The sequence below is a fragment of the Sphaerisporangium sp. NPDC005289 genome (assembly GCF_040607455.1).
Classification (GTDB): domain Bacteria; phylum Actinomycetota; class Actinomycetes; order Streptosporangiales; family Streptosporangiaceae; genus Sphaerisporangium; species Sphaerisporangium rhizosphaerae.
This window is the reverse complement of the sequence record NZ_JBEXGS010000021.1, coordinates 126,594-151,054: the sequence shown is the minus strand read 5'-3', so window position 1 is coordinate 151,054 and position 24,461 is coordinate 126,594. Positions and strand designations below refer to the sequence as shown.

Annotated in this window: 24 protein-coding genes; 12 read left to right on the top strand and 12 right to left on the bottom strand. The window is 72.4% G+C overall.

Features of this window, described 5'->3' with window-relative positions:
* Positions 1-926: 926 nt before the first annotated feature.
* Positions 927-2,327 (top strand): PHB depolymerase family esterase, encoded by a 1,401-nt coding sequence (locus ABZT47_RS30430; RefSeq protein WP_354849572.1) that lies wholly within the window; start codon positions 927-929, stop codon positions 2,325-2,327.
* Between the two features lie 78 nt (positions 2,328-2,405).
* On the opposite strand, the gene ABZT47_RS30425 is transcribed toward ABZT47_RS30430, so the two are convergent.
* The gene (locus tag ABZT47_RS30425) at positions 2,406-3,737 is read right to left on the bottom strand and encodes an MFS transporter (protein WP_354849639.1); all 1,332 of its coding nucleotides are present in this window, start codon (positions 3,735-3,737) and stop codon (positions 2,406-2,408) included.
* Positions 3,738-4,039: 302 nt separating this feature from the next.
* Here ABZT47_RS30425 and ABZT47_RS30420 point away from each other — a divergent pair, with 302 nt between their 5' ends.
* Positions 4,040-4,918 (top strand): LysR family transcriptional regulator, encoded by an 879-nt coding sequence (locus ABZT47_RS30420; RefSeq protein WP_354849569.1) that lies wholly within the window; start codon positions 4,040-4,042, stop codon positions 4,916-4,918.
* 107 nt (positions 4,919-5,025) lie between these two features.
* A complete protein-coding gene (locus ABZT47_RS30415) occupies positions 5,026-6,033 on the top strand; it encodes an RNA polymerase subunit sigma-70 (RefSeq protein ID WP_354849566.1) in 1,008 nt (335 codons plus the stop codon).
* A gap of 346 nt (positions 6,034-6,379) precedes the next feature.
* Here the strand turns inward: ABZT47_RS30415 and ABZT47_RS30410 are convergent, their stop codons facing one another.
* From ABZT47_RS30410 to ABZT47_RS30400, 3 genes are all read right to left on the bottom strand, one after another.
* Positions 6,380-6,943 carry a dihydrofolate reductase family protein gene (locus ABZT47_RS30410; protein ID WP_354849563.1) on the bottom strand — a complete coding sequence of 188 codons (564 nt, stop codon included), beginning with the start codon at positions 6,941-6,943 and terminating at the stop codon, positions 6,380-6,382.
* 205 nt (positions 6,944-7,148) lie between these two features.
* Positions 7,149-8,261: an SGNH/GDSL hydrolase family protein gene (locus tag ABZT47_RS30405; protein ID WP_354849560.1), complete on the bottom strand. Its 1,113-nt coding sequence runs from the start codon at positions 8,259-8,261 to the stop codon at positions 7,149-7,151.
* Between the two features lie 45 nt (positions 8,262-8,306).
* On the bottom strand, positions 8,307-9,773 hold the full coding sequence (locus tag ABZT47_RS30400) for an MFS transporter (protein ID WP_354849557.1): 1,467 nt from the start codon (positions 9,771-9,773) through the stop codon (positions 8,307-8,309).
* 158 nt (positions 9,774-9,931) lie between these two features.
* Here ABZT47_RS30400 and ABZT47_RS30395 point away from each other — a divergent pair, with 158 nt between their 5' ends.
* Positions 9,932-10,546, top strand: coding sequence for a TetR/AcrR family transcriptional regulator (locus ABZT47_RS30395; protein ID WP_354849554.1), 615 nt, complete (start codon positions 9,932-9,934; stop codon positions 10,544-10,546).
* 77 nt (positions 10,547-10,623) lie between these two features.
* Here ABZT47_RS30395 and ABZT47_RS30390 read toward each other — a convergent pair whose 3' ends face one another.
* The 4 genes from ABZT47_RS30390 to ABZT47_RS30375 form a co-directional block, all read right to left on the bottom strand.
* Positions 10,624-10,869 (bottom strand): DUF4158 domain-containing protein, encoded by a 246-nt coding sequence (locus ABZT47_RS30390; RefSeq protein ID WP_354849553.1) that lies wholly within the window; start codon positions 10,867-10,869, stop codon positions 10,624-10,626.
* Positions 10,870-10,906: 37 nt separating this feature from the next.
* Positions 10,907-11,557 carry a DsbA family oxidoreductase gene (locus tag ABZT47_RS30385; RefSeq protein ID WP_354849636.1) on the bottom strand — a complete coding sequence of 217 codons (651 nt, stop codon included), beginning with the start codon at positions 11,555-11,557 and terminating at the stop codon, positions 10,907-10,909.
* Positions 11,558-11,589: 32 nt separating this feature from the next.
* Positions 11,590-11,805 (bottom strand): hypothetical protein, encoded by a 216-nt coding sequence (locus tag ABZT47_RS30380; RefSeq protein WP_354849550.1) that lies wholly within the window; start codon positions 11,803-11,805, stop codon positions 11,590-11,592.
* 120 nt (positions 11,806-11,925) lie between these two features.
* Positions 11,926-14,196 (bottom strand): LLM class flavin-dependent oxidoreductase, encoded by a 2,271-nt coding sequence (locus ABZT47_RS30375; RefSeq protein WP_354849547.1) that lies wholly within the window; start codon positions 14,194-14,196, stop codon positions 11,926-11,928.
* A gap of 88 nt (positions 14,197-14,284) precedes the next feature.
* Between ABZT47_RS30375 and ABZT47_RS30370 the strand changes: the two genes are divergently transcribed.
* Entirely contained in the window at positions 14,285-14,869 is a 585-nt protein-coding gene (locus tag ABZT47_RS30370) for a MarR family transcriptional regulator (RefSeq protein ID WP_354849544.1), read from the top strand.
* A 284-nt stretch (positions 14,870-15,153) separates the two neighbouring features.
* Here the strand turns inward: ABZT47_RS30370 and ABZT47_RS30365 are convergent, their stop codons facing one another.
* Entirely contained in the window at positions 15,154-15,573 is a 420-nt protein-coding gene (locus ABZT47_RS30365) for a heme-binding protein (protein ID WP_354849542.1), read from the bottom strand.
* A gap of 105 nt (positions 15,574-15,678) precedes the next feature.
* Here ABZT47_RS30365 and ABZT47_RS30360 point away from each other — a divergent pair, with 105 nt between their 5' ends.
* From ABZT47_RS30360 to ABZT47_RS30340, 5 genes are all read left to right on the top strand, one after another.
* Complete coding sequence (locus tag ABZT47_RS30360; protein ID WP_354849633.1) at positions 15,679-16,104, top strand: MarR family winged helix-turn-helix transcriptional regulator; 426 nt, start codon at positions 15,679-15,681, stop codon at positions 16,102-16,104.
* A gap of 482 nt (positions 16,105-16,586) precedes the next feature.
* Positions 16,587-17,891 (top strand): aspartyl protease family protein, encoded by a 1,305-nt coding sequence (locus ABZT47_RS30355; protein ID WP_354849540.1) that lies wholly within the window; start codon positions 16,587-16,589, stop codon positions 17,889-17,891.
* 184 nt (positions 17,892-18,075) lie between these two features.
* Positions 18,076-19,602, top strand: a complete 1,527-nt coding sequence (locus ABZT47_RS30350; protein ID WP_354849537.1) for a serine hydrolase domain-containing protein — start codon at positions 18,076-18,078, stop codon at positions 19,600-19,602.
* Complete coding sequence (locus tag ABZT47_RS30345; protein ID WP_354849534.1) at positions 19,599-20,666, top strand: histidine kinase; 1,068 nt, start codon at positions 19,599-19,601, stop codon at positions 20,664-20,666. The genes ABZT47_RS30350 and ABZT47_RS30345 overlap by 4 nt, the downstream gene beginning before the upstream one ends.
* On the top strand, positions 20,663-21,322 hold the full coding sequence (locus ABZT47_RS30340; RefSeq protein WP_354849531.1) for a response regulator transcription factor: 660 nt from the start codon (positions 20,663-20,665) through the stop codon (positions 21,320-21,322). The genes ABZT47_RS30345 and ABZT47_RS30340 overlap by 4 nt, the downstream gene beginning before the upstream one ends.
* Before the next feature lie 21 nt (positions 21,323-21,343).
* Here the strand turns inward: ABZT47_RS30340 and ABZT47_RS30335 are convergent, their stop codons facing one another.
* Positions 21,344-21,511 (bottom strand): hypothetical protein, encoded by a 168-nt coding sequence (locus ABZT47_RS30335; protein ID WP_354849529.1) that lies wholly within the window; start codon positions 21,509-21,511, stop codon positions 21,344-21,346.
* 55 nt (positions 21,512-21,566) lie between these two features.
* Between ABZT47_RS30335 and ABZT47_RS30330 the strand changes: the two genes are divergently transcribed.
* A complete protein-coding gene (locus ABZT47_RS30330) occupies positions 21,567-21,785 on the top strand; it encodes a hypothetical protein (protein WP_354849527.1) in 219 nt (72 codons plus the stop codon).
* Between the two features lie 49 nt (positions 21,786-21,834).
* Here the strand turns inward: ABZT47_RS30330 and ABZT47_RS30325 are convergent, their stop codons facing one another.
* Positions 21,835-22,458, bottom strand: a complete 624-nt coding sequence (locus ABZT47_RS30325) for a CGNR zinc finger domain-containing protein (protein WP_354849525.1) — start codon at positions 22,456-22,458, stop codon at positions 21,835-21,837.
* Between the two features lie 192 nt (positions 22,459-22,650).
* Here ABZT47_RS30325 and ABZT47_RS30320 point away from each other — a divergent pair, with 192 nt between their 5' ends.
* The gene (locus tag ABZT47_RS30320) at positions 22,651-23,022 is read left to right on the top strand and encodes a YciI family protein (RefSeq protein WP_354849522.1); all 372 of its coding nucleotides are present in this window, start codon (positions 22,651-22,653) and stop codon (positions 23,020-23,022) included.
* Between the two features lie 111 nt (positions 23,023-23,133).
* Here the strand turns inward: ABZT47_RS30320 and ABZT47_RS30315 are convergent, their stop codons facing one another.
* Complete coding sequence (locus ABZT47_RS30315; protein WP_354849519.1) at positions 23,134-24,384, bottom strand: DUF6596 domain-containing protein; 1,251 nt, start codon at positions 24,382-24,384, stop codon at positions 23,134-23,136.
* Positions 24,385-24,461: the final 77 nt, after the last annotated feature.

Genomic DNA, 24,461 nt, shown 5'->3' with positions numbered 1-24,461 from the left:
TCCAAAGGTGCGGCGGTTCCCACCGCACCGGTCGCCTCTCCGTCCCGGCATCGGAACGCACACCACCACGCGGGCGTCGCGATCAGCGGCTCCCGCACCACCACCGGCAGGAAACCTCTTGGGGACTCAGTGTGGAAACACCGCCGAAACGTGTCAATATCCACAGGAAAGTTTCAGGACCCCATCCGGACGCGGATGTGTCCTCCATGCCGTGCCCCTCGGTCCCTGGTCACCTGGATCCTGCGATGGCTCCGTACGGCGTGCGGTGCGCCGGCGCGGGACGCCGGCCATGAAGGTGACTGAAAGTTTCAGCACAATCGAGGAGCCGGTCCGGTGCGGGAACGCCGATAGCACCAGATGGGCCACGCCGGACCCTTCGACGCTTCGGCCTGCTGCGCCTGGGCGCCGCTTGACGGCGCGTCCCTGTCTCGGATTTGCTCCACCCCACACCACCACCTCCGACCACCTGCCGGAGAAGGAGACGCGACTCGGCCACTGATGTGAACGCTAACAATGCAGCTCCGTCCAGACACGCCCGGTGATCGAGGGTGTCGCGAGCCACGGACCGACCCCGACCGACACGGATCGACACCACCTCGGCCTCAACGCCTCGTCCACCGGTGCGATCCACGAGGTGGGCGCGAGCGGTTTCGCCTGGACGTGCCGAACCGCGCCACCACCAGCGGCGTCCGGCTCCAGACCTGCGACGCCCCGCCGACCGGCGCTGGACCCGCGTCTTACCCGCAACCCCTCGGTCCGCCGGGCGAGGGCCGGCCCTTGAGCGGTCCGCTACCGCGTGCTCCGCGCCGAGCCGTCGACCGAGGGCATGCCCGTCGCCGGCGCCTGTCCCGAGCACCCGGGCGTGAGCAAGGGTCTCGCAGGCCGACGCCGTTCCGGCGCCTGTTTCGATGACGAAAGGACATGCCGTGAAACGAAGGCTCACCGCCATCCTCGCGGCCGCCGCCCTCCCTTTGGTGGTCGCGAGCGTGCTTCTGGGGATCCGGCCCGCCGCGGCCGCCTCCCTCACCCAGGTCACCGGATTCGGGACCAACCCCACCAACCTCAACATGTACATGTACGTGCCCAACAATGTCGCCGCACGGCCGGCGTTGCTGGTGCTGGTGCACTACTGCGGCGGCTCGGCGAGTGCGATCTTCAACGGCAACGGGCACGACTTCGTCACCGCGGCCGACCGCTACGGCTACATCATGGTCCTGCCCGAGGCCACTCGTAGCGAGAAGTGCTTCGACGTCTCCACCGCCGCCGGGCTCAAGCGCAACGGCGGCAGCGACTCCACCGGCATCATGTCGATGGTCGCCTACGCCCGCCAGCGCTACAACATCGACCCCGGCCGCATCGCGGTCAGCGGATTCTCCTCCGGCGCCATGATGACCAACGTCCTGGCCGCCCAGTACCCCGACGTCTTCACCGCCGCCTCGGCCTACTCCGGCGTCCCCGCCGGCTGCTTCGCCACCACCAACGGCTCACTGTGGAACAGCCAGTGCTCCGGCGGCCAGCTCATCAAGACCGCCCAGCAATGGGGCGACCAGGCCCGCGCCATGTACCCCGGCTACACCGGCCGCTACCCCCGCATCCAACTGTGGCACGGCACCACCGACACCACCCTCGCCTACCCCAACTACGGCGAGGAGATCAAACAATGGACCAACCTCAACGGACTCAGCCAAACCCCCGCCTACACCGACCACCCCCAGTCCAGCTGGACCCGCACCCGATACGGCGGCACCGGCAACCAGGCCCCCGTCGAAGGAATCAGCATCAGCGGCGTCGGCCACCAACTCCCCATGACCGGCCAACTCGCCTACGCCATCACCTTCCTCGGCCTCGACGGAACCTCCACCAACCCCACCCCCACACCGACCCCCACGCCGACCGTCACCCCCACCGTCACTCCCACGCCGACCCCCACTCCGACCGGTGGCGGCAACGGGGCGATCAGGGGAGTGGGCTCCGGCCGGTGCCTGGACGTGCCAAACGCGAGCACCACTGATGGCACCCAGGTCCAGCTGTGGGACTGCAACGGGCAGACCAACCAGAAGTGGAGTTCCACCTCGGCGAGCGAGATCAGGGTCTACGGCAACAAGTGCCTGGACGCCGGCGGCAGCGGCAACGGCGCCAAGATCCAGATCTACTCCTGCCACGGCGGCGCCAACCAGCAGTGGCGGGTCAACTCCGACGGGAGCATCACCGGCGTGCAGTCGGGGTTGTGCGTGGACGCCGTCGGCGCCGCCACCGGCAACGGCACCAAGATCCAGCTCTACTCCTGCAATGGCGGCGGCAACCAGAAATGGACCTGGGCGAGCTGATCGCCGAGTTCCATGACCGGCTCGGCTCCCGGAGCCGAGCCGGTACCCCGGCCGAGCCGGGCGGAGAGCGTGGCCGCGTCAGGGTCGGCTGATCACGGACGGCGTGGCGCGCCGCGCCTCGAAGGCGAAGGGGATGGCGGCCGCGCCGCACACCACGGCCGACAGCAGCAGCGCGCACGCCGGTCCGGTCGCCGGGCCGAGTCCCATGAGGGCGCCCATGGCCGCCACACCGAGCGTGGCGCCGGCCTGGCGGACCGCGTTGAGCATCCCTCCGGCGGTGCCGGCACCGCCCTGGGGCGCGGCGGCGACCACGGCCGTGACGACGGCGGGCAGGACGAACGAGACGCCGAACCCGCTGAGCAGCAGCCCCAGGGCGAGCACGCCGTACGCGGCGCCGGCCGCGACGGCCCATCCCAGGACGGCCCCTCCCGCGGTGAGCAGCGCCAGTCCGGCGACGATGGACGGGCGCGGGCCGAAGCGTGCCACGACGCGGCCGGTCACCGGGGGGTTGAGCACGAACGGCAGCGTCAGCGGCAGGAAGGCCAGGCCGCCGGCGGTCGCGCCGAGGTGGCGGTCGCCCTGGAGCAGCAGCGGCAGCACGAACAGGCCGCCGTTGAGGGCGAAGCCGACCGCAGCGCCCGCCGCCAGCCCGGCCCGCACGCCCCCGGCGCGCAGCAGCGCCGGGTCGAGCACGGGAGCCGGGCCGCGTCGCCCGAGGACCGCCGCCCCGGCCGCGAGCGGCACCACGGCGAGCCCGGACGCGGCGGCGTGCGCCCACGAACGCGAGCCCGCGGCGACCAGCGCGTCGGTCAGCAGTGCCAGCGCCCCGCCCGCCGCGAGCTGCGCCGGCCAGTCGATCCGCCGGTCGCCGCGCGGGTGGTCGGCCCACCGTCCGGCGACCAGGACGAGCACGAGCGCGGCGATCGGCACGTTGATCAGGAAGGTGGCCCGCCATCCGGCGAGATCGACCAGCGCGCCGCCGGCGACCGGACCGGCCGCCACCGCGGCGCCGCTGATGGCCGCCCACGCCGCCACCGCCCGCGCGCGTTCGGCCGCGGCGGGATAGAGCCGCGCGATCAGCGCCATGGAGGCGGGCACGCAGGCCGCCGCGGCGACGCCGAGCAACGCGCGCGAGGCGACCAGCCACCCGAGCGCCGGAGCCAGGGCCGCCGCCAGCGAGCCCAGGCCGAACACCGCGACCCCCGCGCGGAAGGCGCGGCCCGCGCCGTACCGGTCGGCGACCGCTCCCGCCGACAGCAGGCAGGCGCCGAAGACCACCGTGTACCCCGTGGTCACCCACTGCAGGCCCGCGATCGGGACGCGTAGCGAGGACGCCAGATCAGGCTCGGCGACCGACAGTACCGTCATGTCCAGCAACACCATGAAATATCCGAGCGAGATGCCCAGCAGCGCCGGCCACCGCCGACCGTCACGCTCTGTCCCGCGCGGCCGCTCGCCCGGTGGGCGCCCCCCAACCGGGCGGTCGTCCGTCACACGGTCGTCCGCGGGATGACCGTCGTGGCGGCCGTCCGGCGGATGGCCGTGCGCGGGATGGCGGCCCGTGGCGCGCGGCATGCCCGGCGAGGCGGAGGAGGAAGGGGGAGGAGAAGCGCTCATGCGGCAACTGTCCGCGCCGGCACGTCCGGCCTCCACCGCGTCGGACGAACGCTCCGTTCGGAATTTCCGAACGCCGTCCGCAGGTTGGGACACGCATGGAACTGCGCCAGTTGAGCATCTTCGAGGCGGTGGTGCGGCACCGGACGGTGACCGAGGCCGCCGTCGCGCTGGGGATGGCGCCCTCCAGCGTCTCGGCGCAGATCCGCGCTCTGGAGGGGGCGCTGGGCGTGGCGTTGTTCGAGCGCACCGCCAAGGGGATGCGTCTCACCGAGCCGGGCGAACGCCTGGTGACCTGGGCGGGCCGGCTGCTGGAGCAGGCCGGGCGGGCGCGCCGCGAGGTGAGCGGCGAGGCGGCCCTGTTGCGCATGGGAGCGCTGGAGACCATCGCCGCCGTCCACGGGCCCCGCGTGCTGGCCAGGCTGGCTCGCCGCCGTCCCGGCCTGCGCGTCGAGGTCCGGCCGAGCGTGAGCCGCGATGAGTTGCTGGCCGAGGTGGCCGCCGGGCGGCTGGAGGCGGCGCTGCTGATGGACACCGGCGCCGCTCTTGGAGACCTCGGTTTCCGCCCGCCGCGGGCGCCGCTGACCTTCGTGGACGTCGGCGCGGTCCCGCTCATCCTGGTGGCCGCCCCCGGCCACCGGCTGGCTGGACGTCCTGTCCTGGCCGCCGGGGAGCTGTCCGCTGAGCGGCTGCTGGTCAACGCGGAGGGCTGCTCGTTCCGGATGGCCGCCGACCGGCTCATCGGCCCGGACACCGAACGGGTGCGGGCGGGCGGGGTGGCGGTGATGCGCGCCTGGGCCGAGCAGGGGCTGGGCGTCGCGCTGCTGCCCGAGTTCGCCGTGCGGGAGGCGTTGTGCGCCGGGACGCTGGCCGGGCTCGCCCTCCCCGTTCCCGGCCTGAGCCTGCGGCTGGTCTGGCGGGACGACAGGGAGGACGTGCCCGGGCTGCGCGAACTGCTCTACGCGGCGGCGTCCTGAGCGAGCGAACTGGCGAACGGCCCGGTGTCAGCGGCTTCACCGATCAGAAATCCTCCGCCACGTCGTCAGTTCTGTTGGCCCTCGCACCGGTGGAAGGATTGATGACCATGACCGACCCCAGACCGCTGGGCGCCGACGAGGCCACGTTCCTCGCGGCGGTCCGCTCAGGCGACACGGCGCGGTTCGCACTCATCACGGAGCGCCACCGGCGTGAGCTGCAGGTGCACTGCTACCGGATGCTCGCGAACTACGAGGATGCCCAGGACATGACGCAGGAGACGTTCCTGCGAGCGTGGAACAAGCGGGAGTCGTTCAAGGGCCACGCGACCCTGCGGACCTGGCTGTACCGGATCGCGACGAACGCCTGCCTCGACTTCCTGGACAAGCGCAACGACCGCACACCCGTGCCGTCCGAGCTGCCGGACCCCGGCTCCGAGGTGCTTTACCTGCAGCCCTACCCCGACCGGATGCTCCCTGAGGACCCGCAGGAATCGGTGGTGGCGCGGGAAACGATCGAGCTGGCGTTCATCGTCGCCGTCCAGCACCTGCCGCCGCGGCAGCGGGCGGCGTTCATCCTGCGCGACGTCCTCGGCTGGCCGGCGTCGAAAGCCGCCGACGTCCTCGAACTGACCGTCGCATCGGTGACCAGCGCACTGCAGCGGGCCCGTGTGACGATGCGCGAGCAGCTGCCCGACCGCCGCCTCGACTGGCGGAGCCCCGCCACCCACGAGCTGTCGATTGACGAGCGCGGCGTGGTGAAGTCGTATATCGACGCTCACGAGCGCAACGACCTCGACGGGCTGATGTCCCTGCTGCGCGACGACCTGCGCTTCGCGATGCTGCCCGAGCCGGGCACCTCGGTCATCACGGCCAAGGACGCGGTGGACGGCTGGGTCTCCGGTGGGCTCTTCCAGCGCGGCCACGACGACTGGCGCTGTATCACCACGACGGTCAACCGCATGCCTGCCGCCGTGCTGTACCTCCGCACCCCCGACGACCCGGACTACCGGCTATTCACCATCGCTGTCCTGCACATCGTCGACGGGAAGATCGCCGAGCTCACCGGATTCGACGCCGCCGACAAACCATGGCTGGGCCTGCCCCCGACACTGTGATCAGAGGAGTCCCGATCGTCGAGGAGTCCAGCGCACGGGCCGCCGTCACCGAAGTCACCGCGGAATGAGCACCCCGACCAGCTGAACACCAACGCGACAACGCGAACACCACCGCCCCGCCGGCGTTGCCGGCGGGGCATCTTCATGCCCGAAGAACATCGTCACGATCGACGACGCCGTCGTCCCTCATCTCCAGCGAGTCGGTCAACAGCTCACTCGGAGCGCGAGGAAGGGCCCGGGGAAGGTTCCCTCATAGCCGAAGGTCACGGTGAGCACGCCAGGAAGGTTTCGACCTGGCCTCACGAGCCCAGGACCCGGCCTCACGAGCCGAGCATCTGGCCCGTGCTCATCGCCTCGTCTCGTATCGGGTCAGTACCACGCCGCCGGGGAACGTCCGCGTCTCCACCAGGTTGAGGTTCACCCAGCTGTCCAGGGCCGTGAAGAACGGCGTGCCGCCGCCCAGCAAGACCGGTGCGGTGACCAGCACGTACTCGTCGATCAGCCCGGCCCGCATGGCCGCTGCGGCAAGTGTGGCGCTGCTGATGTCCATGGGGCCGCCGTCTTCGGCCTTGAGCCGGGTGATCTCGGTGACCGCGTCGCCGGTGACCAGGCGGGTGTTCCAGTCGACCTTGTCGATCGTCGATGAGAACACCACCTTCGGCATGTCCCGCCAGCGGCGGGCGAACTCGATCTCCGCCGGGGTGGCGCCGGGCTGCTGGTCGGCGGTCGGCCAGTGGGAACTCATCGTCTCCCACAGTTTGCGCCCGTACAGCGCCAGGCCGGTCGCCCCCACCCGGTCGGACCACCACTGGAACTGCTCGTCGCTCGGTACGCCCCAGCCGAGTTCGTCGCCGGGCGCGGCGATGTAGCCGTCTAGGCTCAGGTTCATGCCGAAGATCAGTTTCCGCATCGTGCCAGCCTCTCGTGAGTCGATCTCACACGTACAGACGGGCACGGCGCGGAAACCTAATCGGTGCGCGATCTGCGTCCGCAGGTAGCCGGCCCGGCCGGCGGCCGTGCTGCGGTCCCTGCGGAACCCGACCGAAGCCGAGGAGGACCGCGGCCGCCGTGCGGGATCTGGATTCACCGGCCACGCGGAGCGGGTTGGGTGTCGGTCACAGATGAGGGCCCAGGAGCAGCCGGGTGGCTCGGTCGCCCATCCGCAGGTGCGCCGCCGGGTCGGGGTGCACTCCGTCGGGCAGCGACCTGGCCTCCTCCGGTCCGAGGAGCTCGCGCCCGTCGAGGTAGTGCAGCGCCGGGTCGGCGCGGACGTCGACGACCTTGGCGAGCAGCGTGCGGACACCGGTCAGGGTCAGCGCTCCGGCGCCCGGGGACCCCAGAGCGTGTTGGCGTCCGGTTTCCGGGTCGGGTGCGGTGGGTCCGGCCATGGTCTCCAGTTCGGCGAAGGGGGTCGGTGAGATGAGCACGACCGGAGTGTCCGGGTGGCCTTCGCGGATCGTGTCCAGGAACCCGTGCACGGCGGGGACGAAGGTGCGCTCTCGCATCGACGCCGACCCGACGATGTTGATCCCGACCTTGAGGGTGATCAGGTCGGCCGGGGTATCCCGGATGGCGCGGGCGACCTCCGGGTCGAGTACGGCGTTGCCGCCGAATCCGAGGTTGGTCAGCGCGGCACCGGTCGTCAGGGCGGCGATGGCCGGCCAGGTCAGGGTGGGGGCGGGCGCCTCCAGGCCGTGGCTGATCGACGAGCCGTAGTGCACCCATGCCACGCCGGTCGGCGGGGTCGGTGCGAGCAGCGGCGCGTCGGCGCCGAGCGTGCGCAGTTCGACCGTCGCGCTGTGCGGCAACCAGATCTCGACTTCCTTGTCTTCTGGTGGCAGATCGTCGAAGCGCACGATTTCGGGGGGTCCCGGGGTGAGCCGGACGTCGGCGAAGTCGACGGCGAGACTCAGCACGTCTCCGGCCGTGGTCGGCACACGGGCGAGCACGGTGCCGTCGACGGCGAGGTCGAACGATGCCGGCAGCGGACCCGCACCCATGTCCGGCACGGTGACGTGCACGCCGAGGGCCAGCGACCGCGCTGCCGTGCGCAGGCGCAGGCGAACCCCGGCCGCATGCGAGACGATCAGGTCCATCCAGCCGTCGTGCAGGCGCGGCCGGGTCCAGGCCGGGAGCCGTCGGGGGCGGACCCCGTCCGGGGTGCGTTCCAGATCGAGCGCGCCGAGGATCGCGACCCGGTCGTCGGGCAGGCAGATGTGGTGGGTCATGCGGTGTGCTCCATATCGTGGTCGGAAGTGATCGCCGATGGGGTGTCAGGCGTCTTGGGGGACGGTGTCGTCGATGGAGGTGGCCGCTCGGTCGCCGGCGGCGCGCCGGGTGCGGACGAACCCCCAGCCGACCAGGGCCGCCGCGACGAGGGTGAGGGTGAGGCCCGCCGTGGTGACGGCCTGGTGGAACTCGCCGGTCTGCCCCGGGCTCCAGGGGGACGCGGCGATGTCGCCGGTGAACACGATGGCGAGGATGGTGCCGGTGACGGCGATGCCGATGCCGGAGGTGATCTGGGAGGCGGTGTCGACGAGCGCGGCGCCGATGGTGGTCCGGTTGCCGGGCAGGCCCCGGACCACGTTGAGCCCGGCCACGACGCCGACCACGCGCATCCCGGCCGCCACGAGGACGAGCGCCGTCGCGATCCACAGGTAGCCGAACCGGCCGAGCAGGCCGTAGACGGCCAGGCCGGACACGACCGCCGCGGCGCTGGTCCAGGCGGCCCGGTCCAGGCCGACGCGCTGCACGAACGGGTTCACGAACGGGCTGCCCGCGAGGAGGACGACGACCTGCGGCAGCATCCCGACAGCGGCCAGCGCGGGGGGCCAGCCCCAGTCGAGCTGTAGTTGCAGCGTCACCATGTAACCGAGTCCCGCGGTCGCCAGCCCGGCGGCGGCCTTGTAGGCCAGGCCGCTGGAGACCAGGGGGAGGGCGAGGAGTTTCAGGTCGAGCAGCGGATGGCGGGTCAAGCGCTCGCCCAGGACGAAGCAGATCGCCGCCGCCGTGGTCGCGGCGGTGGCCGCCCAAGGCACCCAGGAGCCGGCGCCCTGCTCCACGAACAGCGTCGGCGCGAGCAGCGCGAGCACGATCGTCGCCGTGCCCAGCAGCATCCCGGGGACGTCGAGGGGGTCGCGGTGGAGGCCGCCCGGGTCGTCGCCGGTGAGGCCGTGCCGAACGCAGAAGAACGCCAGTACGGCGATCGGCACGTTCACCAGCAGCAGGACCTGCCACGGTGCGATCGCCAGCACCAGGCCGCCCGCCGTCGGGCCGATCGCGAGCCCGACCAGGCCGACGGTCGAGATGAGGGTCAGCGCGCGCACGCGCAGGCCGTCCTCGTCGAACAGCCGGAACGCCAGCGCCATCGAGCCCGGGGTCGTCATCGCCGCGGCGACCCCCATCGTCGCCCGCACGGCGATCAGTTGCCCGGCGGTGGTGACCACGGCGGTCGCCAGGCTCGCCACGCCGAGCAGGGCCAGGCCGATCAGCATGATCCGCCGCCGGCCGAACCGATCGGCGATCGCGCCGAACGCGAGCATCAACCCGCCGAACACGACCGCATAGGCGCCCGTCACCCACTGCAACGCGGTCGTCGAGGCGTCCAGGTCGCGTCCGATCACCGGTAGTGCGACGTTCAGGATCGAGTTGTCCAGCATCTCGAACAGGAACACCGCCGACAGTCCCGCCAACGCGATCCACGCCTCCCGCAGCGACCGGGGCGCGGTCGTCTCACGCATGGAGGACTCTGTTCACGTCGTGATCGGTACGGGCGCGGTCCGGCCGCTCGCGCGGCCGGCTGAGCCCCGCACCGGCGACAATGAGGGTTGTTCGTGCGAAGATCATGTCACTAGGTTAATCGACTAAGTTAAGTGACACAAGTAAGTGGGGGGTCGGGATGCCCAGGACGGGAGCACGAGGCGGACCGCAGACGCGTGCGAAGATCTCGGCGGTCGCTACCCGGCTGTTCGTGGAACGTGGATTCGACACGGTCACGGTCACCGAGGTCGCGCGGGAGGCCGGGGTCTCGGCGGTGACGGTCTTCAAGCACTTCCCGCGGAAGGAGGACCTCCTGCTGGACCGCGGGGTCGACGCCGTCGAGCTCCTGCGTTCGGCGGTACGCGACCGCGCCCCGAACACCGGGGTACTCCGATCCCTGCGCGACATGGCGTTCGGGTTTCTCGACGAACGGCACTCCCTGTCCGGCCTCAAGGACGGGTCCGCTCCCTTCTTCCGGACCGTCTCGGCTTCGCCCGCGCTCATCTCCCGCGCCAGGGAGATCGCCTCCGGCCTCCAGCAGACCCTCGCCGACGAGCTCGAACACGACCCGGCCTTCGACGGCGACGCCGCGCTGCTCGCCGCTTTCTTCGTCGCGGGCTACACCGTCGTGCTGGTGGAGACCGCTCGGCGCCTGATCGCCGGAGAAGCGGCCGACACCGTCGCAGACGAGCACCGTGCCCGCCTGGAGCGCCTGTTCGAAGCCCTCACCAGCGGAGTCGTGCCCCAGCCTTGAGGCTCGCCGCCGCGCGCGGCGGGGGGCTTGTGCAGCAATCGAACGGCCAGCGGAGTTAGCGGCCGGGGCGAGCGGATTCACCGCCGTGCCGAGACCAGGTATTCGCACCCGAGCCGGAACGGCAGGGTCGGCGAGTCGGGTTCCATCGCCCTGGCGAGCAGGAACTCGTCCAGTTCCTTGAGCTCCAGCGTGGTCGGCGGCCGCCACCCCAGATACTTCGCCACCAGCCGCGAATGCCCGGTCCGCGTCTTCGCCCGCCGCCCGCACGAGCGCAGCCGGGCCGGGTCGACGCCGGGCTGCTCGGCCGGCCTGGCCACCGCCACCGGGGGGACCCCTACGCGGCGGCGGCCTGAGCGGCGGTCAGCGGCCCGCCGTCCGAGCGTGCTCGTACGCCTTGCCGAGCGCCGACAGGAACAGCTCGGCCGGCTGTGCTCCGGACACGGCGTAGGCGCGGTTGAGCACGAAGAACGGCACGCCGGTGACGCCGAACTCGCGGGCCTCGCGGATGTCGGCCTCGACGTCGTCCAGGTGAGCGGTGCCGGTGACGACGGCGCGGGTCTCGTCCTCGGGCAGCCCGGCCTCGACGCCCAGCCGGACGAGGGTCTCGGGGTCGTCGAGGATCTGACTCTCGATGAGCTGGGCGCGCAGCATGCGCTCGTGGACCTGGCCGCCCAGCCCGTGCTTGCCGGCCAGGTGCGTGACCCGGTGGGCGTCGATGGTGTTGACCATGATGGAGCGTTCGAGCTCGTAGGCCAGGCCCTCCTCGGCGGCCAGCGCGGTGACCTGCGCCTGCATCGCCCGCACTTGGGCGGCCGTGCCGCCGGTCTTCTCGGCCAGCATCTCGGGCACGGGCTTCCGCACCCCGCTGGGGAAGGTCGGGTCGAGCTGGAAGCTGCGCCAGACGACCTCGACCTCCTCGGCGTGGGGGAACCGCTCCAGGGCGCGCTCCAGGCGCCTCTTGCCGATGTAGCACCAGGGGCAGACGACGTCCGACCAGACCTCGACGCGCACCGTCTTCGGCTCGCTCGCCGTGCCCGCCCCGTTCACCGGCACGTCCCGTCCGTGCACACGGCCGCGGAGTCGTCGCCGAGAACGATCAGCCCCGGGACGGCGGCCGGGACGCCGGGAGCGGCGATGACCGGCGCGGACGCCGCCTCGCGGTCGCCGCTGGAGGAAGGCGCCGGCTCGGAGGCCGCGGCGGGCGCGGCGGGCGCAGTGGGCGCAGTGGGCACGGTCGGCGCAGTGGGCAGGGTGGGCACAGGGGGCCCTTTCTGTTCGGCGCCGCGGTCGGCGCTGGTGGTGCTCGGACGAAGGTCGCCGGTCGGTTCGCAACCGTACCCGGCAGGATGATGTGTCAACCAATGGGGGAGCATGAGAGGTCAGGCGGCGGGGTCAGGGATGATCGGGAAGTTGTGCCGGAACACGTTGCCGGGGTCGTAGGCGGCCTTCACCCGCCGCAGCCGCCGCAGAGTAGCCGGTGGGAACGCCTTGGCCAGCAGGTCGTCGTCGCCGTGCGACTCGAAGCTCAGGTAGATCGCCTCGACGCCCAGCCGCTCCCACCGCTGCTCGGCCTGCGCGCCCCCGGCCTTCTGGAACACCCCGGTGAGGGAGAAGTTCTGCGTGCGGTGGGCGTACGCGGTCGCCTCCGGCGGGGTGTCGTTGACCGCGCCGCCGACCGAGCGGACCTGCACCATGCCGGTGCCGCGCTCGCCGAACAGGCCGGCCAGCACGGCGCAGGTGGGGCCGTCGAGGTGCTCGACCAGGGCCGATCGCATGCGCGTGCCCGACTGGCCGTGGTGCTGGTTGTGGTGCGGCGCGACGATCGCGGCGTAGGGGGTGAGCTGCGCCTGCTGCTGCAGCACGGGGCCGAGGCCGAGGAAGGGCTCGATGGCCGAGACGGCGGCGTCGGTGTCGTCGCCGGCCCAGACGAGCAGGCTCTGGGCGACGATCGGCTCTCCCCGGCCGGTGGGGAACACCGAAAGGAACGCCGTGAGCGCGCGCGGGCTGTCCTCGACCAGCCGTCCGAAGCCTTCCAGGAACCCCGCGGTGTCGGAGGCGTCGTGCACCAGGGCGGCGAAGACGACCTCGCCCACCTCGGCGGCCTCGATGTCCAGGGAGGTGACCACGCCCATGTTGCCGCCCGCGCCGCGAAGCGCCCAGAACAGGTCGGGATGGTGTTCGGCGTCGGCCCGCACGACGCGGCCGTCGGCCAGGACCACCTCGGCGCCGACCACGTGGTCGATGGTCAGCCCGTAGGAGCGTCCCAGGAAGCCCTGCCCGCCGGCGGTCGCCAGGCCGCCGACGCCGACGTCGCCGTAGTCCCCCGAGCTGATCGCCAGCCCGTGCGGCTGGAGGACCTGCGCCACCTCGCCCCAGCGTGCTCCCGCGCCCACGCGCACCAGCCGGCGCGCGCGGTCGAGCACCTCCACGCCGTTCATCGCGCCGATGTCCACCACGATGCCGCCGTCGTTGGTGGAGCGCCCGCTGATGCCGTGGCCGCCGCTGCGCACCGACAGCGGCGCCCGCTGCCGCTGGGCGAACTCCAGGGCCTCCGCGACCTGTCCCGCCGTGGCGGGGCGCAGCACCAGGCCGGGGGAGCCCGGCCAGACGTAGCTGGAGCGCACGCGCCAGTAGTCGCGGTCGCCCGGTTCGACGGCCGATTCCGACAGGGAGGCGGGCAGGGCGTCGTAGTCGATGCCCGGGCTGCGCAGCGCCCGCGCGCGTGCGGGTCGCGACGGTCCGGTGGAGGGCGGTGTGGACGAGCGCTCGGCGGCGACGGCCTCCCGCAGCGCGGGGGCCACCTCCTCGGCAAAGGTCTGGATGGTCTGCGGGTCGTCGGAGGCGAGGATGAACGTGCTGACGCCCTCCTGCAGCGCCAGCGGCAGCAACCGCTCCACCCACACGGCGGGCGGGCCCTGCAGCAGGCCGCCGCCCTCGGCGCCGAAGCCGCCCTCCATGAGGTTGAGCAGGCGGCGCACCTCGCGCGGGTCGCGTCCCGCCTCCTCGGCCGCCTCATCGATGATCTTGTTGCCGCCGGCGACGTCGTGCGGGGTGAGGTACCCGAGGCTGGGCAGCCAGCCGTCGGCCTTGGCGCCGACCAGGCGCAGCATCCGCGGCTTGTAGGCTCCGAGCCAGATCGGCACCTCGTGCGCCGGCGCGGGCCCGCGCTTGGCCCCGCGGACGGTGTAGTGGGCGCCCTCGACGCGAAGCACGCGGCGCTCGCCGGCGTCCCACACTCCGCGGATCACCTCGATGGCCTCGCCGAGGGCGTCCACGGCCTGGCCGGGGGACAGCCGCCGGCCGCCCATGGCCTCGATCGCGTCCCAGAAGCCGCCGGCGCCCAGGCCCAGCTCGACGCGTCCGCCGGACAGCAGGTCGAGGCTGGCCACCGACTTGGCGAGGACGGCCGGCAGGCGCAGCGGCAGGTTCATCACGTCGCCCGCCAGGTGGACGCGCTCGGTGCGGGCGGCCACCCAGCTCAGCAGCGTCCAGGTGTCCAGGTGGGCGGGCTGGTAGGGGTGATCCTGGAAGGTGACCAGGTCCAGTCCGGCCCGCTCGCTCAGCTGGGCGAGGGCGACGGCGGCCTCGGGGCGGCCGCTCTGCGGCGTGATGAACGACCCGAACCGTAGATCGTGGCCATAGTCGGGCATGGGGGCCTCCGCCGGAAAACTGGTAGATATGTCAACCGTACCTCGGTGATGGATGACGTATCAACCTCGGCGTCGTAGGCTGGGGCGCATGACCGTGCAGCAGCAGCCGCCGGCGACCGCCCGGCTCTCGGAGCTGGACGCGTGGCGCGGCTACACCGCCGTCCACGCCCAGCTCGCCGCGCACATGGCGCGTGAGCTGACCCGCGCCACCGGGCTGTCGGAGGCCGACCACCAGGTCCTGGACGCGCTGCTGGACGCCCCGTCGGCCCGCATGCGCGCCCTGGAGCTGCGCTGGACGCTGCAGTGGGAGAAGAGCCGCCTGTCCCACCAGGTCGCCCGCATGCGCTCACGGGGTCTGCTCGAACGCGACGCCTGCACCGAGGACGCCCGCGGCTGGGACATCAGCCTCACCGCGGCGGGACGGCAGGCCGCGGCGCGCGCGCGGGAGGTGCGGGAGGAGTCGGTGCGCCGCCTCGTCGTGGGGACGCTCGGCGCCGAGCGCCTGGCGCACTTCGCCGAGGCCGCCACCCTGCTCGCCGCCCGGCTCCAGCAGGCGGCCGAGCAGGACCCCGACTGCCGCGCCGCCCGCGCCGCTCTCCACCCCGAGCACCCCGAGCACCCCGAGCACCCCGAGCACCGCGAGCACTCGGAGCACCGCGAGCACTCGGAGTAAACCGGAGTATTCGCTTAACCGGAGCACTTCGAGTAACCAGAGCACGGGGCTTGAGCAGCAACCGAACGGAAAACGGCGTTAGCGAGCCGGTTCAGGCGGAGTTACCGCCGTTGGCCGTTCAGATGCGGGTGGCGTAGACCCGGTGAGCTTCCCGTTCGGCGGGGCCGGCGGTGTCGGCGGCCAGGGCGGAGCTCTGCTGGAGTGCGGCGTTGTGGAGTTCGAGTGGGGCGGTGAGGCGGACGGTGCGGCGCGGCTACGTGGAGCTCCTGACCGGGTGAACAGGCCTATGCTGACGCGGAGGGTGACAGGGAGCCGACCCCGACATCGGCGCACTGGTCATCCTGTTCGAGCGTCCCTCCGGCGATCGCGATCGCACCGACGACGACATCGCCGCGCCGGATCAGCCGAGCGGCCCTGCCGGTCACGATGGGTGTTCCCGCCACGTCAACTATCTGCGCGAACACCGCCGGGTAGGCCTGCTGCAAGCCCATCAGGTCACTGTCGTCGCGACGAAACAGCGCAACGCTGGATGCTTTCGCCGGGGCGATACGGGCCGACATCGGAGACGCGCCGTCCATGCGATCGAGAACCTGCAGGTGCCCGCCGCCGTCGACGATCGCGACCGTAACCGTCGCGCCGATTGCGGCAGCGTGCTCGCGCACGCGGTCGCTGACGGCCCGAGCCTCGTCCAGAGTGAGCGACATCGTTCCTACCTTCAATCTCTTGGTTCGACCAATCTTGGTCGAACCAAGAGTATACCCAGGTTCGTTGGGTGGACCAAGGGATTGGCTTAAACTGCGTGCGTGGAGATGAACGAAGCGCCGGCCCGTCTGCGCCGCAAACCCAGCTGGCTGATCAACAGGGCTTCCGCGCGGGCGCATCGACTCATCAAAGAAACGATGGCCGCTGCCGGTGGGCACGCCTATCACTTCGCGATCCTCGCCGCGCTGGACGAGTTCGGCCCGAACAGCCAGGTGCAGATCGGCCAACGATGCGGAATCGACCAGAGTGACATGCACACGATGCTCAATGAGCTGGTAGAACAAGGCCACGTCGCGCGTGCCCCAGACCCCGCCGACCGGCGCCGCAACCTGGTCACCCTGACCGCCGCCGGGCGACGACGGCTCGAAGACCTGGATACGACACTCACGAGGGTTCAACACGACATCTTGGACGCCCTGTCGGCCACCGAGCGTGACACGCTCACCGGCCTGCTCACCCGTATCCTCGGCTAGCCTTCGCCTCCACTCGGGAGATCGGCAGATCAATTCGCCCAGTTCGGCTCGTTCGAGGAACTCCTGGACACGGAGGGCCCGGCGAAGGTCAACCCGGCGAGCCCCCGACCAGCAGCTCGCCAACATCCGCCGCATCTACGGGCCGGAGAAGAAGCCCTCGACGTGCCGGCCATCGTCGCAGCGCCGGCGCTGGCGCCGGTGCCGTGGTCGCGGCCGTGACACGACCATGACGCGGAGCGCACGAGGCGGGGACACGGCCGGTCGACAGTGAATGGGGTCGGCGGGCGAACCGCCGATGAGCCACCGAGCGTGCGGCGAAGCCCGGGGCCGTCCGCGCCGGGTCGATGGTGTGCGGGCCCGGATGGTCCCGGCGACTTCGGCCTCGCCATCAAGCAGGCGAGATGAGCCGGCCCGGGCTGCTGGGACCGTCCGCGCCGGCTGGAGGCTCCGGCGAAGGTGATCAGGAAAGGGAGAAGGCGTTGGTGAATGACGCAGGATGGGACCGGCGTTCGGTGTTGCGGGGCGCCGCCGCGCTGGCCGGTGCGGCCGCGACGGCGCCGCTGCTGGGCGGGGCGGCCACGGCGCCGGCCGCCGGCGGTGACGCCGACGCGCTGTTCAGATCCGGGAGGTTCGAGCAGGCCGGCTGGGCCTACGAGGAGATCCTGAGAACAGACCCCGCGAATCTGCACGCGGCCCGACGGCGCGGTCATGTGGGGCTATTGGCCAACAGGTTCCCCGACGCCGAGAAGTACCTCACGATGGCCCTCAGCCTGGCGCCCGACGACAAGGACGCCAACTACTTCCTGGCCGACTGCTACATCAGGCAGGACAAACTCTCCCAGTCCGCGCCACACTGGCGCGCGGCCGGCGAGGAAGCCTACGCGACGTGGTTCGCGGCGGTCAGCGGCGAGGCGTATCAGGTCCACGGCGACATCGCGCGGCTGCCATGGCAGCAGGTGGACCCGATGCCGCTGGTGGAGGCCTCGGTCAACGGCGGGCCGCCGAAGCGGTTCACCTTCTACACCGGCGCCCCGAATCTGGGCATGCGCGCGTCGGTGGCCAAGGAGGCCGGGCTGCGCCCGGTCGCCAGTCAGAAGATCGAGTACGAGAACAACGTCATATGGGCGTACTACGGGGTGCTGGACTCCTTCACGCTGGGCGGCATCGAACTGCGCAACGTGCCGGTGGGCTGGTCGTCGACGGAGTCGGGCGAAGACGTCGACACCGACAACGACGGCCTGATCGGCACGTGGGTCTTCTACCACCTGCTGACCACCTTCGACTACGCGGGCCGGTCGCTGATCCTGCGCCGCAGAACCCCCGAAACGGCCAGGAAGGCACGCGCCGCCGCCCTCCAGGCGGGCGCGGCGCCCCTGCCGCTGTGGCTGGCCCGGGAGCAATATCTGCACAGCACGGGCACCATCAGCGGCGTCGCCGGCTCCCGCACAGGGGTGGTGGGCGTGAACTTCGGCGGAGGGGGCGAGATGTCCGCGGTCGTGTTCGGGGACACGGCCGAGCGGCTGGGAATCCGCAGCGACCACGACCGCCCGCTCGGGACCTTCGCCCACAGCCACCCGGCCGTCACCTACCCCTGCTACCCGAAGGAGATCCGCCTCGGCGGCGCCGCCGCCAAGGAGATCTACTGCGAGAACCACCCAGGGGCCGAGGTCGCCCCCCTCGGATTCGACGTGCCGGCCGCCTTCTTCCACTGCTTCTACAAGCCCTGCAACGTCACTGTCGACTTCACCGACATGAAGCTCTACATCGCCCGCGGCAAGGCCACCTGATCGCCGCGACGGCACGAGCGCTCTGAGAGCCGGATCATTCTCCAAGCGGCGAGGCCGTTCCCCGGGGTCCCCGATCCCGGCTCCGCGAGCCCGAGCGTCCCGGCCGGAGATGGGACTTTCGTCAGGGGTGGTCGTGGCCGATCCTCCGATCTTTGCGCGGCCGCCGGTCCCTAGGTTCTCCACCATGCGAAGCGAGCTCATCGGCCTGGTGGCGGCGGCCGGCCTGGCCTCGGCCATGGTCGCGGCCGTCGTCACGACCCCCGCGGCCGCGGCCGTCGTCACGGCCCCCGCCACGCGGGCCGCGCCATCCACCGCCCCGTCCACCGCCCCGTCCACCGCTCCATCGACCGGGCCATCCCCGGCGGCCATCGACGCCTACCTGCGCAGGACCATGAAGTCCACCGGGTTGCCGGGGATGTCGGTCGTCGTGACCCACCGGGACAGGGTCGTGCTCGCCCGGGGGTACGGGCACGACGCGGACGGCGAACCGGTCACCGAGACGACGCCGATGCGCGTCGCCTCGGTCAGCAAGTCGTTCACGGCCATGGCCGTCATGACGCTGGTCGACGACGGCAGGCTCTCGCTGGACGAACCGGTCGCCGGCCGGCTGCGGGAGTTCCGGATGGCCGACCCGCGCGCCGGCCGGATCACCGTGCGGCAACTGCTGAACCAGACCTCCGGACTGTCCGACACCACCGTCGACATCGGCGCGACGCAGGCGGCCACGTCGCTCGCCGGATACGTGTCCGCGCTGGGCACCGGCACGCTGGCCGCCGACCCCGGCACACACTGGGAGTACTGCAACGTCAACTACGACCTGGCCGCCCGGCTGGTCGAGGTCGTCGGCGGGCAGGGCTTCGGCGACTACATGCGGCGGCACGTCTTCGGCCCGCTCGGCATGACCGGCAGCGCCGTCGGAGCCCGGTCCGTCGCAGACCGGGCCATCAAGCCGGCCGAGGGGTTCGACTCGGTGTACGGCGCCTGGGTGGCGCGCCCCGAATTGCCCGGCTTCCGCGGCGGCGGGAGCGGTGGCGTCGTCACCGACGCGGCCGACATGGGCAGGTGGCTGATCGGCCAGAACGGCCATGGCCGGCTGCCGGTGACACCGCAGAGCCTGCGGACCATGCACGCGCCGTCCAAAGTGCGTGACTACGGCATGGGCTGGGGCCAGGAGACCGTGGACGGCGTCAGGTTGCTCGTGCACTCGGGCAATCTGTTCACCTACACCGCCGTGCAGGCCATCGCCCCGGACACCGGCTACGGGTTCGCGGTCATGACCAACAGCGCCGCCCTCTACGACGACACCTACGACGTGCTCACCGGCCTGGTCGCGATGAGCGAGGGCGGGACCCCCGAGGTGCCCGGCGGCGGCCGGCAGACCTACGAGCTGGCTCTGGGCCTGATCGCGGTGGCGGCGGCGGGCCTGGGCGTGCTGGGCGTACTGCGGTCCCGCCGCTGGGCGGGCAGGCGTGCGGGGAGCGCCGGCCTGTGGACCGGGGCGCGGCTGCTGCCCGCGCTGCTTCCGGCGGCACTGTTCGCCGCCTATCCGGAGCTGATCTCCCTGCTGATGAACGGCCGGACGGTCACCTGGGCGCAGCTCACCTACTTCGCCGCGCCGTTGACGATCACCTTCGCGGTCGCGGCCGCGGCGGGGGCCGTCACCACCGTGGTTCGGCTGGCCAGGCTGCGATCGGTAGTGTCGCACAGGTGAGAAACGGCGCGATCCTGGCGGTCATCGCGGGGGCCGCCCTGCTCAACGGGCTGTACCTGGACGCCATCCCGCTGTGGCGGCAGCTCTTCTTCTTGGTCCCGGTCGTGGCCGCCTACCTGCACGGACGCCACCTGACCCTGCGGCGGGGCTGGCCGGTCCACGCCCTCGTCGCCCTACCCGGGGTCGTCTGCACGGTGCTGGACTTCCCCGTCGGCGTCGGCGGCCTGATGGCCCTGGGCCTGTTCGCGGTGCTGCCGTGGCTGACGGGCCGCTTCCAGCGGCAGCAGGCCGACCTGGTGCGGGCGGGCCGGGAGCGGGTCGCCCAGCTCCGGCGGGAACAGGAGTTCACCGCCGAACGGGTCGCCCTGCGCGAACGAGCCCGCATCGCCGCCGACATCCACGACTCGCTCGGCCACGAGCTGGCGCTGATCGCGCTGCGCGCCGGCGCCCTGGAACTGGACGCGGACATGAGCGAACGCAACCGAGAGGCGGCCGCCCGGCTGCGGGCCTGCGCGGTCACCGCCACCGACCGGCTCCGCCACACCGTCGGAGTGCTGCGCGAGACCGGCGGCGCCCCGGCCGGGACGCCGGAGGAGTCCGTCGAGGCGCTGGTGGACCGCGCCCGCGGCGCCGGGATGAGGGTCGCCCTCCTGCGCACCGGCGGGCGGGCGCTCCTGCCGCCGCTGGTGGACAGGGCCGCGCACGGGGTGGTGCGGGAGTCGCTGACCAACGCCGCCCGCCACGCCCCCGGAGCCGAGGTGACCGTCCGCGTCGAGCACGCCCGCGACGCGGTCACCGTCACCGTGTCCAACTCCGCCGCCCGCACCCCACCGGCGCCGGCGAGCGGCGGGAGCGGGATAGCGGGCCTGCGCGAGCGGGTGCGGCTGCTCGGCGGCACGCTTAGGGCCGGTCCCCGCGACGGGGGCTTCACCGTGACGGCGCGGTTGCCGTGCGACCGGGAAGGGGCCTCCCGCGAGGAGGAGGACGACCTCCCGGCCGTCCCAGGACAGCAGGGAGATCCAGAGACCCGGGGAGCCCGGGGAGAAGGCGGGGGAGGCCGATGATCCGGGTGGTGCTGGCCGACGACGAGGCCATGATCCGGGCGGGGGTGAGGTCCATCCTGGTCACCGACGCGGGCATCGAGGTGGTCGCCGAGGCCGCCGACGGGCGCGAGGCGGTGGAGCTGACGCGCGCGCACCGGCCGGACATCGCGATGCTGGACATCCGGATGCCGCGCCTCGACGGCCTGTCCGCGGCGGCCGAACTGCGCGTCGCCATGCCCGAGGTCGCGGTCGTCATGCTGACCACGTTCGACGAGGACGACTACGTCGCCAGGGCGCTCGAGGAGGGGGTCCGGGGCTTCCTGCTGAAAGCCTCCGACCCCCGCGAGCTGATCATGGGGGTGCGGGCGGTCGCCGGCGGCGCGGCGTACCTGTCGCCGAGGATCGCGCGGAAGGTCATCGCGCAGCTGGGCGGCGGCAGGCTCTCCAGGGCGGGAACGGCACGCAGGCGCGTGGAGTCGCTGACGGCGCGGGAGCGCGAGGTGCTGGCACTCGTCGGCCGTGGCATGTCCAACCAGGACATCGGCCGTGAGCTGTTCCTCTCGGAGGGCACCGTCAAATCCCACGTCAGCGCCATCCTGCTGCGGCTCGGCCTGAACAACCGCGTCCAGGCGGCGATCGTCGCCTACGAGGCGGGCCTGGTGATCGGGGACGCCTGACGCGGCGTCGCCGGCGCCGCGTCAGGCGCACGCGTGCGATTGCTCGCGGCGCTTCTCGTGGCCGCCCGCGGAGGGGTCCAGGCAGCGGCACTGAAAGTTCCACGGGCGGTGGCGTGCCCGTCCCAAGGCGTCCCAGGTCAGCTCGTCCGCGTCGGCGGCGAAGGGGCGGTTGAGCTGGACAACGCCCACCGGGCTGTAATGCTCCGCAGGAAAGCCGGTTGGTGATCCACTCAACGGAGGATCGATGCGCAAGATGCGAGCCTTGGCGGTCGCGGGAGCCCTGGTCGGCGGGCTGGTGGTCGCCGGGAGCACCACGCCCGCGCACGCCGACACACTACGCAACGTCTACTACTCATCCTCCGACTGCTACCGGTACGGAGACTACGGCGTCCAGAACGGGATGTGGAGCTGGTACCACTGCGACTACCAGTACAACTTCTGGTTCCTCTACAGCGTCCCGTAAACGCACGACCTCGGTTCTGCGCCGCGGTCGCCATGAGCAGGAGTCGGCGCTAGGCGCGCGGGGCCGCGGCGGGCGTGGTGCCCGGGGTGTGGTGGCGCTGGTAGTGGCGGGCGGCCCGCGCGCGGTTGCCGCAGGAGGGTTTGCACCACTCCTGGCGGCCGTGGCCCTTGACGAAATAGAGCACGCAGCGGGGAGCGGTGCAGGCCCGCAGCCGCTCGCGCGCCGGTCCGGACAGCAGGTCGATGGCGGCGCGGGCCAGGGCCGCCAGGAGCCGGACGCGCGGGTCGGTCTCGGCCGACAGAGGCCGCGACCCCGGCGGCCCAGAGGCCGGCCAGTGCAGCTGGGGGGCGATGGGCTCGCGGGCGGCGACGGCGTTGAGGTGGGCCAGAGCCTGGTCGCCGGGGAGCAGGCGCCCCGCGTCCGCCGGGCTCGCCGGGCCGGGGCTGACCGCCCGGGCGAACAGGGCGCGGACCGCCCGCCGCAGCTCGACGACCTCGCCCCTGAGGTCCTCATCGGCGATCGCCTGCGCGGCGCCGGTGATGCCGGAGGGCAGGTCTTCCCGCTCGCGGATCCACCGGGCCAGCCCGGCGAGGGTGGCCAGCTCGTCGGTGACGCCGCCGTTGCCGTCGTGGCGGATGGTGTTGACCAGCTCCACCGCCGTCAAGCGCTCCACAGGTGCTCTCCTTCACGCATCAGGGCCGCCGTCCCCCAGGCCCGTCCGCCCAGATTACGTCCGCGGCGGTGAACTCCGGGGCTGAGGAGGTTTCGTGAGATTTTTTCGGCATACTGTCGGATCCCTGGGGAGTCGTTCGTAGAGCGGGTGCGAGGCGGCCAGAGGAGACCGCCGGTACAAGGGAGTGATGAGATGGCTCGGTACTTGATCTCGTTCAATGACGGCGCGATGGACCACATCCCCGACGAGGACTGGCCCGACGTGGGCAAAGCCGCGCACGCGGTGATCCAGGAGGCCGTGGACGCCGGCGTGTGGGTGTTCGGCGCCGGCCTGGAAAGGCAGAAGGCGAGCGTCGTGGCCACGGACGGGATGGTCACCGACGGCCCTTACCCGGAGACCAAGGAGGTCATCGGCGGGTTCTCGGTCGTCGAGGTGGCCTCACGCGAGGAGGCGCTGGCGTGGGCCGCCAAGACCGCCGCCGCCTGCCGCTGTGCGCAGGAGGTGCGGGAACTCATGCCCGACCCGGAGACGGACGCGATGCTCCGCCGGGCCGACCGGCGATGATGACCTTCCGGCGACGTCTGACCGGGCAGGACCTGCCACGCTGAAGCAAGACCTGCGTGGCGGCGGTCGCCGGTCCGAGGGGTGCGCGGCGATGGCGGCGGGCCCCTGAGGTCAGGGGCCCGCCGGTGCCAGGCGGTCGGCGCGGCCGTCCAGGTAGCGCTGCTCGGGCAGGCTCGTGGTGCGCCGGGCCGCGGCGCGGTAGCAGGCGCGGGCGTCCTCCACCTGGCCGGCCATCTCCAGCAGGTGGGCGCGCACCGCGTCCACCCGGTGGTGGCCCTGCAGCCGCTCGTCCCCGTCCAGCGTCGCGAGCAGCGCGAGCCCCTCCGCCGCCCCCTTCACCATCGCCAGCGCCACCACGTGGTTGAGGGTGACCACCGGGCTGGGCGCCATGCGCTCCAGCAGCTCGTACAGGGCCAGGATCTGCGCCCAGTCGGTGCCTGCCGCGGTCGGCGCCTCGGCGTGGACGGCCGCGATGGCCGCCTGGAGCTGGTAGGGGCCGAGGGGCGCGCCCGACAGCGCCGCGGTGATCAGCCGCACGCCCTCGCCGATCTGCTCGCGGTTCCACCTGCCGCGGTCCTGCTCGGCCAGCGGGATCAGCCCGCCGGCGGCGTCGGTACGGGCGGGGCGGCGCGCGTCGGTGAGCAGCATGAGCGCCAGCAGCCCGGCCACCTCGCCGTCGCCGGGCAGCAGCCGGTGCACCGCACGGGTGAGCCTGATCGCCTCGCCGGTCAGCTCGGCGCGGTGCAACTGGTCGCCGGAGGTGCTCGTGTACCCCTCGTTGAAGATCAGGTAGAGCACGTGGAGGACCACGCGCAGCCGCTCGGCCCGCTCTGGTTCCGGCGGCGGGCCGAAGGGGATGCCGGTGGTCTTGATGCGCTGCTTGGCCCGGCTGATGCGCTGCGCCATGGTGGCCTCGGGCACCAGGAAGGCCCGGGCGATCTGCGCCGTGGTCAGGCCGCCGACCGCGCGCAGGGTGAGCGCGAGCTGCGAGGGCGGCGACAGCGCGGGGTGACAGCACATGAACAGCAGCGTGAGGGTGTCGTCCTGGTCGGGCGGGGCGTCCTCGCCTGGGCCGGGCGCCGCCTCGCCGCCGGGCTCCATGGTCGCGACCGTGACCTCGCGGACCCGGCGGGCCTGGTCGCTGCGCCACTGGTCGGTCAGCCGGCGGCCCGCGACGGTGATCAGCCACGCCTTGGGCGCGTCCGGGACGCCCTGCTCGGGCCACTGGAGGGCGGCGGCGAGCAGCGCCTCCTGCACGGCGTCCTCGGCGGCGTCGAAGTGCCCGTGGCGCCGGATGAGGGCGCCGAGGACCTTCGGCGCCAGCTCGCGCAGCAGGTCCTCGAAGTGGGTGTCGGTGCTCACGTCGGCGTCCCCCGCGTGCTCGGTCCGCTGTGGCGCCCCCGGTCGCCGGAGCGCCGGGCGGCCCGAACGAGCATACG

Bases quoted from the DNA above. Each gene is read 5' to 3' on its own strand.
- ABZT47_RS30400 (WP_354849557.1), bottom strand. From the start codon at position 9,773: ATGCGTGAGACGACCGCGCCCCGGTCGCTGCGGGAGGCGTGGATCGCG.
- ABZT47_RS30320 (WP_354849522.1), top strand. From the start codon at position 22,651: ATGGCTCGGTACTTGATCTCGTTCAATGACGGCGCGATGGACCACATC.
- ABZT47_RS30365 (WP_354849542.1), bottom strand. From the start codon at position 15,573: ATGTCGCTCACTCTGGACGAGGCTCGGGCCGTCAGCGACCGCGTGCGC.
- ABZT47_RS30420 (WP_354849569.1), top strand. From the start codon at position 4,040: ATGGAACTGCGCCAGTTGAGCATCTTCGAGGCGGTGGTGCGGCACCGG.
- ABZT47_RS30415 (WP_354849566.1), top strand. From the start codon at position 5,026: ATGACCGACCCCAGACCGCTGGGCGCCGACGAGGCCACGTTCCTCGCG.
- ABZT47_RS30395 (WP_354849554.1), top strand. From the start codon at position 9,932: ATGCCCAGGACGGGAGCACGAGGCGGACCGCAGACGCGTGCGAAGATC.
- ABZT47_RS30330 (WP_354849527.1), top strand. From the start codon at position 21,567: ATGCGCAAGATGCGAGCCTTGGCGGTCGCGGGAGCCCTGGTCGGCGGG.
- ABZT47_RS30350 (WP_354849537.1), top strand. From the start codon at position 18,076: ATGCGAAGCGAGCTCATCGGCCTGGTGGCGGCGGCCGGCCTGGCCTCG.
- ABZT47_RS30360 (WP_354849633.1), top strand. From the start codon at position 15,679: ATGAACGAAGCGCCGGCCCGTCTGCGCCGCAAACCCAGCTGGCTGATC.
- ABZT47_RS30405 (WP_354849560.1), bottom strand. From the start codon at position 8,261: ATGACCCACCACATCTGCCTGCCCGACGACCGGGTCGCGATCCTCGGC.
- ABZT47_RS30340 (WP_354849531.1), top strand. From the start codon at position 20,663: ATGATCCGGGTGGTGCTGGCCGACGACGAGGCCATGATCCGGGCGGGG.
- ABZT47_RS30410 (WP_354849563.1), bottom strand. From the start codon at position 6,943: ATGCGGAAACTGATCTTCGGCATGAACCTGAGCCTAGACGGCTACATC.
- ABZT47_RS30375 (WP_354849547.1), bottom strand. From the start codon at position 14,196: ATGCCCGACTATGGCCACGATCTACGGTTCGGGTCGTTCATCACGCCG.
- ABZT47_RS30370 (WP_354849544.1), top strand. From the start codon at position 14,285: ATGACCGTGCAGCAGCAGCCGCCGGCGACCGCCCGGCTCTCGGAGCTG.